The sequence below is a fragment of the Streptomyces sp. W16 genome (assembly GCF_033194735.1).
GTDB lineage: Bacteria > Actinomycetota > Actinomycetes > Streptomycetales > Streptomycetaceae > Streptomyces.
The window spans coordinates 1-10,174 of record NZ_JAWOAI010000367.1 but is presented as its reverse complement, the minus strand read 5'-3'; the positions used below and the strand labels follow the sequence as shown (position 1 = coordinate 10,174).

Sequence of the window (10,174 nt, the reverse complement as noted above, 5' to 3'; positions counted from 1 at the left end):
CGAACCCGCTGCCGAGCGCGAGCGCGAAGGCGAGCACGAGCCACCAGCGGTAGGCGCGGCGCCAGTTCCGTACGGTCACCGCGCGGTCCTGGAGCACATCGTGCTTGCCGGCTCGCGCGGCGCCACGGGCGAGGGCGGTGTAGCGCCTGCGGCGCCCGTATGTCACGACGGCCACCGCGATGATGAACAGGGCGGCCCCGGCCATCACCCCGATCCGGCGCCCGGTGATGCCGGGCAGCAGTACTCCGACACCCGCCGCCAGCACCCCGAACCACCACAGCGGGGCGGCTCCGGCCCGTACGACGACTGCCACTCGGGCCAGCCCCTGGACTCTGCGATCTCCGCGTGCCACGTTCTGCCTCCTGGTCGTCCCGGCACAGTTCCGTCGGGCCGCGAGACTAGTGAGCGAACGTGAGACGAGTCTGAGAACGGGCTTTTCCGCCCTCGCCCCGGGTCGGGGGGGTCGGGTCAGGAGGGGGTGTCCAGGCGCTCGGTGAGCTCCCCGGCGGCCCAGCGGGCCCACTGCTCGGCGGTCTCGGAACCCCGCAGGCCGTATTCGAGCATGAGCCAGCCGCAGACCTGGACGGGGTCGCCGACCCACTTCGCGTTGTCGCGGATGGCCTCCATCGCCGTGAGTCGCGCGTGGTTGTGGTCGGCGAACTTCTCCAGGTAGGCGGCGCCTTCGCCACGGTTCAGGGTCCACAGGAAGAAGACGCGGAGCAGTGCGGCGCTGCGGAAGGCGAGGTCGAGGTCGGGTTCGGTGAGCCAGCGGCGCAGTTCGGCGCGTCCCGCGTCGGTGATGCCGTACTCGCGGCGCTGGCGGGCGCCGGTGCCGGTGATCTCGATCAGGCCGTTCTCGTCGAGCTTGGCCAGTTCGCTGTAGACCTGGCTCTTCTGGGCGGGCCACACGGCCGACAGCCCCTCGTCGAACCGCTTGAGCAAGTCGTAGCCGCTGGCGGGCTGTTCGGAGAGGAGCCCGAGGAGGGCGTGGGGCAGGCTCATGAACTCACCCTACCTTTCCGGTATTTCACCAATCCTGACTGGACGGTCGAGAATTGGACAGTCATAATCCTACCGTCCAATATTGGACTCCCCGGTTTGGCTCTTTGACTCGTGGAGGAAGACACCGGTGAACTACGTCCGCGGTTTCGCACCCTGGCTGTGTTACGCGGCCCTGAGCCCGGTCGACTGGCGACTGGGCACGGGCGCCGCCGCACTGGCCGCGCTCTGGTTACTCGCAGGGCAGCTCCGCGCCCGCAGTGTCGACCTGTTGGGCGCCGCCACCTGCGCCTTCTTCGTGGTCATGGCCGTCGTCGCGCTGGCGGACCCGGCATCGGGGCTGCGGAACTGGATCTGCGCGCTGGCGAACACCACCCTCGCGGCCACGGCCCTGACCTCGCTCGCCGTGCGCCGCCCCTTCACCCTGGCCTTCGCCCGGGCCGAGGTGCCGCAGGAGTTCTGGCACTCGCCCCGGTTCATCAGGGTCAACATGATCCTGACGGCGATCTGGGCATCCGCCTTCACCCTCGGCGCGCTCGCCTGCGCCTTCGTGGTCCAGTACGAGAACTCCGCGACCGCGCCGCTGGTCACCGTCCAGGTCCTGGCGTTCGTCGTCCCGTTCGTCCTCTCCGGCCGCTACGCCGCCCGAGCCAAGGCCGCGGCCGGACAGGCGATCGCATGAGCACGCACAACGGAACGACCGAGCCCGCCGAGCGGATCGAACCGGCGAGCCCGGAGCGGCTGATCTACTTCTCGGACGCGGTGGTGGCCATCGCCATCACGCTGCTGGCCCTGGAACTGCCGGTCCCCGGCGCCGAAGCGCACGGCGACTCGGGCGTGCAGCACTTCATGCGCGAGCACCTGTCGGAGTACTTCGCGTTCCTCGTCAGCTTCGCGGTCATCGCCATGCAGTGGATGCTCCACCAGCGCCTCTTCCGGTACGTGACCGGCCTGTCCGGCGGAGCCATCCGCTGGAACCTGCTGTGGCTGCTGCTGATCGTCATCACGCCGTTCACGACGAAACTGCTGACCAGCGAGGCGGACGCGTTCCGGATCCAGTTCATCGTGTACGCGGCCGGCCAGGCCCTGACCAGCCTGTCCTTCAGGCTGGCCTTCGCCGACCTGCGCAGGTCGGGCATGCTGCGCCCGGACGCCCCGCGCGAGGTGATCGCGGAGACCCTGGCATGGGTGGACGCGATGATCGTGACCTTCGCCGTCTCGATCCCCGTCGCACTGGTCACGCACTGGGCATCCCTGTGCTGGGCGCTGCTGCCGCTGACACAGAAAATCCTGCGCCGCGTCACCTGACGAGAAGGGGCCGCCCGGAAACCACCGATCCCGGGCCCACGGGCGGCCCCGACGCAGAACCACACGCGCATACGCGGGACCGGACGGCCCGTCACTCCACGAACAGCCCCCGCGCCGCCGCCCGCGCGTCGAACTCCTCCAGCCGGGCCTGCGCGTCCGGCAGGTCGTCGCACATCGCCTCCAGCAGCACCCGGCCCAGCAGCATCGGCGCGCACGCCGTGTCGAAGGCGAGGCCGGTGCCGACGGCGGCCGGGATCAGCAGGTCGGACACCTTGGCGACCGGCGCGAACGCCGAGTCCGCGACGGTCACGACGGTCAGGCCCGCCTCCCTCGCGTACGCCAGCGTGTCCACGACCTCGCGCGGATGCCGGGGCAGCGCGAAGCACAGCAGGGCGGTGGCACCGGCCCGGACGGCGGCGTCGATCCGGTCGTGGATCATCGTGCCGCCCTCGTTGAGCAGCCGTACGTCCGGATGGACCTTGGCGGCGAAGTACGCGAAGCCGTAGGCCTGGGAGGCCGCCGCGCGCAGCCCGAGGACGGGCAGCGGACGCGAGGCGGCGAGCAGGCGACCGGCCTTCGCAACCGGCCGGGGGTCGGCCAGTATCTCGGCGAGGTGCTTGAGGTTCTCGATCTCGGCCTCTACGGCCTGCTGGTACTCGTTGTACGACGCCGTGTCGGTGACGGACTCCGCGGGCGCGACCTCGCGGAGGTGTTTGCGCAGCGCCGGGTAGCCGTCGAAGCCGAGGGCGACCGCGAAGCGGGTCACGGAGGGCTGGCTGACGCCGGCGAGTTCGGCGAGTTCCACGCTGGACAGGAACGGCACCTCGGCGGCGCGCCGCACCATGCTGTGCGCGATGCGCCGCTGGGTCGGCGTGAGCCGGTGCCCCTCGAAGAGCGTCTGCAGTCGTGCGGCCGGGCTGTCGGTCACACCCGTACTCCTGTCCAAGGTCCCCTCCTGGCTCCCGTTCACCGTTTCGTCCAGGCTCCCATCCACGGTCATGACGTGCTCCCCCTCCAGATCTCGGTGAACCGGTCCAGCAGTCCGGCCGCCGCCGTCACATCGTCCGTGAGCGGCCGGTCCGCCGTCTCGTCGTCGAGCACCGATTCGGCCAGCTCCAGTGCGCGGCCGACCGGGAGTTCCGGTTCGGGCCGCAGGTCGCGCTGGCGCAACGCCCGTACGGCGGCGACGAGTTCGCAGCCGACGACGAGACGGTACGCGCGGCAGGCGCGCAGTGTCTGACGGGCGGCGAGCGAGGCGAAGCTGGCCTGTTCCTCGACGCCCCGGGAGAGTACAGCGTGCCCGAGCGAGGCGGGAGCCGAGAACGCGCGCAGATCGCCGAGGGCGGCCGCGGCGGCGTACTCCAGGATCATCACGCCGGAGGAGGCGGGTTCGTTGTCGGCGAGGAAGGGCTTGAGGCGGGTGAACGCGGGCTCGTTGAGGGAGGAGAGCCGGGACGTCGACAGGCGGGCCACCTGGGTCAGCGCGAGCCTGAAGTGGTCCAGGGCGAGGACGAGTTGGGCCTGGTAGAAGCCGCCGTGGTGGTAGGCGGTCATGTCCTCGGCGGAGATGAAGGGGTTCTCGGCGGAGGCGTTGATCTCGATCGCGAGGACCTCCTCCAGCGCGTCCGCCGCGTCGTGCGCGGGCCCGTGGATCTGTGGCAGACACCGGAAGCCGTACGGGTCCTGGATGCGCCCGAGCGGCGGGGTGGGCCGGTCGGCGGCACCGATCAACTCCCGCATCCGGCGGGCGACTTCGACCGATCCCCGGTGCGGGCGGGCGGCGTGCACGGGCGCGGCGTACGGCTCGTGCGAACCGTCGACGGCGAGCAGTGAGAGCGCGCCGACGACCTGGGTGGCACCGATGAGTCCGCGCAACTCGTGCAGGGCGAGGGCGGACTGTCCCAGGGTGAGGGCGTTGCTGCTGATGAGCGCCAACGCGTCGTTGTTGTCGAGGGGTTGGGGTTCGGGAACGCCGACAGGACCATGTCCGGCGCCTCGCCAGGGGCGCTCCCCCACCAACGCCAGCCCCACCTGCGCCAGCGCCGCGATGTCCCCCGTCCCCACCGAGCCGAACTCGTTGACGACCGGATACACCCCGCTCTCCAGCGCCTCGCACAGCGCGGTGACGACCGTCGGCCGCAGTCCCGCACCGCCCGCGAGCAGCTGGTTGGCGCGGACGGCGAGCATGGCCCGCACCTCCCGCGCCGGAAGCTCGTCGCCGATCGCGCCGGCGTGGCTGCGGAGCAGGCGCAACCCGTGCTCGGCCGCCGCCTCGGTGGGCACGTCCTCGTTCCGGTTGGCGCCGACGCCGGTCGAGCGGCCGTAGACGCGGCCGGTCGCGGCGATCTGGCGGGCCGCGTCCCAGGACTCGGTCGCGCGCTTCATCGCGTCGGTGCCGGGGACCGGCCGGGCGTCCCCGTCGGCGAGCCGGACGACATCGGCGACCCCGAAGCCGACCCCGTCGAGGACGACGAGATCGGAGCTCCCGGACACCATCGCATCGGCGGTGTCCACGATCCGAGACGACATACGGCCTCAAACTCCCCTCAATCAGGACACTCGATCTTGCCTGCCGGGCATCCGTTACCTCGGATTAACGCGGAGACATTGACAAACTATTCAGACACCGAGAACTCTGCATGACGTTATACAGCCGGGCAAGGGACAACTCATGATCCAGTTCGACGCGGTCCACAAGCGCTTCCCCAACGGCACGACAGCAGTTCACGATCTCTCCCTGGAGATGCCGGAAGGCGGGGTCACCGTACTGGTCGGATCCTCCGGTTGCGGCAAGACGACCACCCTTCGGATGATCAACCGGATGATCGACCCGACCTCGGGCGTCATCAAGGTCGGCGGCAAGGACGTCACCCAGCAGGACGCGGCCGAACTGCGCCGCTCGATCGGGTACGTCATCCAGCAGTCGGGGCTCTTCCCGCACCGCACGGTCCTCGACAACATCGCGACCGTGCCGCTGCTCCTGGGCCACGGCCGGAAGAAGGCGCGCGCCCGCGCCGCCGAACTCCTGGAGACCGTCGGCCTCGCCGCCGACGCCGGGAAGCGCTACCCGCACCAGATCTCCGGCGGCCAGCAGCAGCGCGTCGGCGTGGCCCGCGCGCTCGCCGCCGACCCGCCGGTGCTGCTGATGGACGAGCCCTTCGGCGCCGTGGACCCGGTGGTCCGCACCCAGCTCCAGGACGAACTGCTCAGGCTCCAGAAGGAGTTGAACAAGACCATCGTCTTCGTCACGCACGACATCGACGAGGCCGTACGGCTCGGCGACCGCATCGCGATCTTCCGCACCGGCGGTCACCTCGTCCAGTGCGCGGCCCCCGCCGAACTCCTCGCCCGCCCGGCCGACGACTTCGTCGCCGACTTCCTCGGCGCCGAGCGCGGCCTCAAGCTGCTCTCCCTGAAGACCCTCGCCGAGGTCCCGCAGGGCCCGGCCCCCGAGGGCGGCACCTGGACCCTGGTCGTGGACGAGGCGCGCAAGCCCCTCCACTGGGCGGCCAAAGCCACGGACGGCGCCGAGATCCCCGTACGACCGCTCCGCGACGGCGACTCCCTGCTCGCCGCCCTCAACGAGTCCGTCGCCTCCCCCAACGGCCTGATCGCCCGCGTCGACGCGGCCGGCGTCCTCACCGGCGTCTCGTCCCGCGACGACATCCACACGCACGCGGGCCAGGCGCACGCCGAGGCAAGGGTCGCGGCATGACGATCGACTGGTCGTGGATAGGCGACCACACCGACGACCTCACCAGCCTCACGCTCTCGCACCTCCAGGCCGCGATGAGCGCCGTCTTCTTCGGCCTGCTGATCTCGCTCCCGCTGGCGGTAGTGGCCCACCGGGTCCGCCCGCTCCGAGGCTTCCTGCTCGGCCTGTCGAACGTCCTCTTCACGATCCCGTCGATCGCGATCTTCGTACTCCTCCTCCCGATCAGCGGCCTCACCCGCACCACGACCGTGATCGGCCTGACGGTCTACACGCTGGTCGTGCTGCTGCGGAACACCGTCGAGGGCCTCGACTCGGTCCCCGCGAAGACGAAGGAGGCCGCGAAGGCGATGGGCACGCGCCCCCTGCGCACGCTCCTCACCGTCGAACTCCCCCTCGCACTCCCGGTGATCATGGCGGGCGTCCGCATCGCCACCGTCATGTCGATCTCGCTCGTCTCGGTCGCGACCTACATCGGCGACGGCGGCCTCGGCCAGCTCTTCACCGACGGTTTCCAGCGCGACTTCCCGACGCCGGTGATCGTGGGCGTGGTCCTCACCCTGCTGCTCGCGGTGGTCGCGGACGCGGCCCTGGTCGCCCTCCAGTACGTACTCACCCCGTGGACGAGGCGGCGAGCCTGATGTTCGAACTCTTCAAGAACCTCGGCAAGTGGCTGACCAGCGGCTCCCAGTGGGCCGGCACGGACGGCATCGCGCACCGCCTCGCCGAGCACCTCCAGTACTCGCTGCTGGCGACCCTCATCGCCGCCGCGATCGGCCTCCCGCTCGGCCTGCTGATCGGTCACACCGGCAAGGGCGCGTTCCTCGCGATCAACCTCGCCTCCTTCGGCCGCGCGCTGCCGACCGTGGGCCTGGTCGTCCTCGTCTTCCTGGCCAGCGGCCTGTCCATGTGGCCGGTCTACATCGCGCTGGTCGCCCTCGCGGTCCCGTCGATCGTGACGAACACCTACGCCGGCATGACCGCCGTGGACCCGGACGTGAAGGACGCGGCGCGCGGCCAGGGCATGCGCGGCCACCAGGTGCTGTTCCAGGTCGAGTTGCCCCTCGCGCTCCCCCTGATCATGACCGGCCTGCGCCTCGCCCTCATCCAGGTGGTCTCCACGGCAACCGTCGCCGCGTACGTCTCCTTCGGCGGCCTGGGCCGCTTCGTCTTCGACGGACTCGCCCAGCGCGACCTCGTGCAGGTGCTCGGCGGGGCGGTGCTCGTCGCCGTCGTAGCCGTCGTCCTGGACCTCGGCCTGTCCGGCCTCCAGCGCTTCCTCTTCCGCCACCGCACCGCCTAGGGAAACCGGGAACTCCGAAATGAACCGTCGCACCCTCCTCGGCGCCCTCGCCGGAACGGCCGTCGCCGTCCCCGTCCTGTCCTCCTGCGCGAGCGGCGTCACCTCGCTGGACGGCGGAGGCTCCGCCGGCGGTGGCAGCGCCTCCAGCAAGAACGGCGTCACCATCGGCACCGCCAACTTCACCGAGAACCAGGTCCTCGGCTACCTCTACGCCGCCGCCCTCGAAGCGGCCGGCGTGAAGGTCAAGGTCCGCCCCAACCTCGGCACCCGCGAGATCGTCTTCCCCGCCCTCAAGAGCGGCGACATCGACCTCCTCCCCGAGTACCAGGGCTCCCTGCTCACCTACCTCCAGCCCAAGTCCAAGGTCGCGGAGGCGGGCGAGATGCAGAACGCCCTCACCCTCGCCCTCCCCTCCGGCCTCCAGGTCCTGCCCTACGGCATCGCCGAGGACGCGGACTGCTTCGTCGTCACCCGCGAGACCGCCAGGAAGTACGGCCTCACCTCGCTGGCCGACCTGGCGAAGCACAACGGCAAGCTCGTCATCGGCGCCTCCGCCGAGGTGAAGACCCGTCAGGTGGGCGTCGTAGGACTGAAGGACGTCTACGGCGTCGAGTTCAAGGAGTTCAAGTCCCTTGATTCCGACGGGCCGTTGGTGAAGGGCGCGCTGAAGAAGGGCGATGTGGACGTGGCGAACCTGTTCACCACGGACACCGACATCAAGGCCAACGACTGGGTGATCCTGACCGACCCCAAGACCCTGATCCCCAGTCAGCACATCGTCCCGCTCATCGCCGACCGGGTGGCCGACCCCACGGTCCGCAAGGCCCTCGCCCGCGTCGGCAACCTCCTCACCACCGCCCAACTCACCGAGCTGAACCGCCAGGTGGACAAGGACAAGAAGGACCCGGAGGACGTGGCGAACACGTACGCGAAGCAGCACGGCATCACGAAGTAATGACGTGTCGATGATCTGACGAGGGATCAGTCAAGTGTCGTTAAATCGGCACTCTCGGTAACTGATCGCATGCGTAGGGTGATTTCACGCTCACCACCTGAGGAACCGCATGGCCTCGAACCGCAGGGCCTTTCTGACGGCCACCGCCGTCGGCGCGCTGGCCACCGCCCCCACGACCGCCACCGCCGCCGTCGGCCCACGGCCCCACCCGACCACCGCCCCCGCAGCCCTCGCCGAACTCCTCGACGGCAACCGCCGTTACGCCACCGACCACTCCCGCCACCCGGACGAGAGCCGTCGGCTGCGCCACCAACTGGCCACCGCACAGCACCCGTTCGCGGTGATCGTCGGCTGCATCGACTCCCGGGTGCCGCCCGAGCTGGTCTTCGACCAGGGCCTCGGCGACCTGCTGTGCATAAGGACGGCCGGCGAGGTCCTGGACGAGGCGGTGCTCGCGTCCATCCAGTACGGGGTGGAGGAACTGCGCATCCCCTTGGTGCTGGTGCTCGGCCACGAGCGCTGCGGGGCGGTGGCGGCGACACTCGCGCACCTGGAGACCGGCGCGCCCGTCCCCGGACACCTCGCGCTCCTGGTGGACGAGATCGCCCCGGCCGCGCGCCGCACTCGCGCCCTGCCCGGCGACTGGGCCGAGCACACGATGACCGCCCACACGGCCTGGGTCAGGGACGCGATCCGCGCCGACCCCGCCTTCACCTCCGCGCACGTCGTCGCGGCCCGCTTCGACCTCGACACGGGCCTCGTCTCCCTGCTGCCGTAGCCCAACTCCTGGCTGCCGTAAGCCCATTCCCCCCACGCAACTCACGCGAAGAAGCCCATGACCATGAACGGTGTGCTCTCCGTCCTGCCCTCCCCCGCCGACTTCCGCACGATGACCCGCGCCCCGCGCCGCGACCTCCTGTGCGGCCTCACGGTCGCCGTCGTGGCGCTCCCGCTCGCCCTCGGTTTCGGGGTGACGTCCGGTCTCGGCGCGGCCTCCGGCCTGATCACCGCGATCGTGGCGGGCTCGCTCGCCGCGCTGTTCGGCGGCTCCGCGCGCCAGGTCAGCGGGCCGACCGGCGCGATGACGGTCGTCCTCGTCCCGATCGTCCACGAGTACGGCGCGAACGGCGTCCTCACGGTCGGGCTGATCTCCGGCTTCATGCTCCTCGTGCTCGCCTTCGCCCGCGCGGGAACGGCGATGGCGTACGTCCCCGCGCCGGTGATCGCCGGTTTCACCATCGGTATCGCGTGTGTGATCGGACTCCAGCAGGTGCCGTCGGCGCTGGGCGTGCCCATTCCGGCGGGTGACCAGGTGGCGGTGGTGGCGGCGCGCGCGGCCGAGGAGTTCGACGCGACCCCGCACTGGGCGGCCCTCCTCCTCGCCCTCGGCTCGGCCGCGCTGATGCTGGCCGGGGCGCGCTGGAAACCGACGGTTCCCTTCTCCCTGGCGGCAGTTGGCGTGGCGACGGTCGTGTCGGAGGCCCTGCACCTGCACGTCACCCGACTCGGCACACTCCCGTCCTCGCTCCCCGCCCCCTCCCTCGCCTTCCTGGACGTCTCCCGCGTCCCGTCCCTCCTCCTCCCCGCCGCGGCGGTGGCCGCACTGGCCGCCCTGGAGTCCCTGCTCTCCGCCTCCGTCGCGGACGCGATGCGCCCCGGTGAGCGCCACGACCCCGGCAAGGAACTCTTCGGCCAGGGCATCGCCAACCTCGCGGCCCCGCTCTTCGGCGGTGTCCCGGCCACGGGCGCGATCGCGCGTACGGCGGTCAACGTCCGCACCGGCGCCACCTCCCGCCTGGCCGCCCTCGCGCACGCCGTGATCCTCGCCGGGATCGTCGCGGTCGCGGCCCCGCTGGTGGGCCGTATCCCGCTGGCCGCGCTGGCCGGAGTGCTGCTG

Annotated in this window: 11 protein-coding genes and 1 pseudogene; 8 read left to right on the top strand and 4 right to left on the bottom strand. The window is 70.9% G+C overall.

What is annotated here, in order from left to right; translation table 11 throughout:
- Positions 1-352: pseudogene (locus R6V09_RS35935) on the bottom strand (hypothetical protein); the annotation flags it as partial.
- 116 nt (positions 353-468) lie between these two features.
- A complete protein-coding gene (locus R6V09_RS35930) occupies positions 469-1,002 on the bottom strand; it encodes a PadR family transcriptional regulator (protein ID WP_317885656.1) in 534 nt (177 codons plus the stop codon).
- Positions 1,003-1,129: 127 nt separating this feature from the next.
- On the opposite strand from R6V09_RS35930, the gene R6V09_RS35925 reads away from it, so the two are divergent.
- Together R6V09_RS35925 and R6V09_RS35920 are read left to right on the top strand one after the other, a co-directional pair.
- Positions 1,130-1,681, top strand: coding sequence for a hypothetical protein (locus R6V09_RS35925; protein WP_317885655.1), 552 nt, complete (start codon positions 1,130-1,132; stop codon positions 1,679-1,681).
- Positions 1,678-2,307, top strand: a complete 630-nt coding sequence (locus R6V09_RS35920; RefSeq protein ID WP_317885654.1) for a TMEM175 family protein — start codon at positions 1,678-1,680, stop codon at positions 2,305-2,307. The genes R6V09_RS35925 and R6V09_RS35920 overlap by 4 nt, the downstream gene beginning before the upstream one ends.
- A 91-nt stretch (positions 2,308-2,398) precedes the next feature.
- Here R6V09_RS35920 and R6V09_RS35915 read toward each other — a convergent pair whose 3' ends face one another.
- Both R6V09_RS35915 and R6V09_RS35910 read right to left on the bottom strand, forming a co-directional pair.
- Positions 2,399-3,307, bottom strand: a complete 909-nt coding sequence (locus R6V09_RS35915; RefSeq protein ID WP_317885653.1) for a MurR/RpiR family transcriptional regulator — start codon at positions 3,305-3,307, stop codon at positions 2,399-2,401.
- Entirely contained in the window at positions 3,304-4,836 is a 1,533-nt protein-coding gene (locus R6V09_RS35910) for an aromatic amino acid ammonia-lyase (RefSeq protein WP_317885652.1), read from the bottom strand. Before R6V09_RS35910 ends, R6V09_RS35915 begins: the two co-directional genes overlap by 4 nt.
- 142 nt (positions 4,837-4,978) lie before the next feature.
- Between R6V09_RS35910 and R6V09_RS35905 the strand changes: the two genes are divergently transcribed.
- From R6V09_RS35905 to R6V09_RS35880, 6 genes are all read left to right on the top strand, one after another.
- Positions 4,979-6,022, top strand: a complete 1,044-nt coding sequence (locus R6V09_RS35905; RefSeq protein WP_317885651.1) for an ABC transporter ATP-binding protein — start codon at positions 4,979-4,981, stop codon at positions 6,020-6,022.
- A complete protein-coding gene (locus R6V09_RS35900; RefSeq protein ID WP_317885650.1) occupies positions 6,019-6,660 on the top strand; it encodes an ABC transporter permease in 642 nt (213 codons plus the stop codon). Before R6V09_RS35905 ends, R6V09_RS35900 begins: the two co-directional genes overlap by 4 nt.
- Positions 6,660-7,322 (top strand): ABC transporter permease, encoded by a 663-nt coding sequence (locus R6V09_RS35895; protein ID WP_317885657.1) that lies wholly within the window; start codon positions 6,660-6,662, stop codon positions 7,320-7,322. Before R6V09_RS35900 ends, R6V09_RS35895 begins: the two co-directional genes overlap by 1 nt.
- A 19-nt stretch (positions 7,323-7,341) precedes the next feature.
- Complete coding sequence (locus R6V09_RS35890; RefSeq protein ID WP_317885649.1) at positions 7,342-8,277, top strand: ABC transporter substrate-binding protein; 936 nt, start codon at positions 7,342-7,344, stop codon at positions 8,275-8,277.
- 109 nt (positions 8,278-8,386) lie between these two features.
- A complete protein-coding gene (locus tag R6V09_RS35885) occupies positions 8,387-9,055 on the top strand; it encodes a carbonic anhydrase (RefSeq protein WP_317885648.1) in 669 nt (222 codons plus the stop codon).
- Between the two features lie 57 nt (positions 9,056-9,112).
- Positions 9,113-10,174: SulP family inorganic anion transporter (locus R6V09_RS35880; protein WP_317885647.1), on the top strand; the 1,062-nt coding region annotated here is incomplete at its 3' end.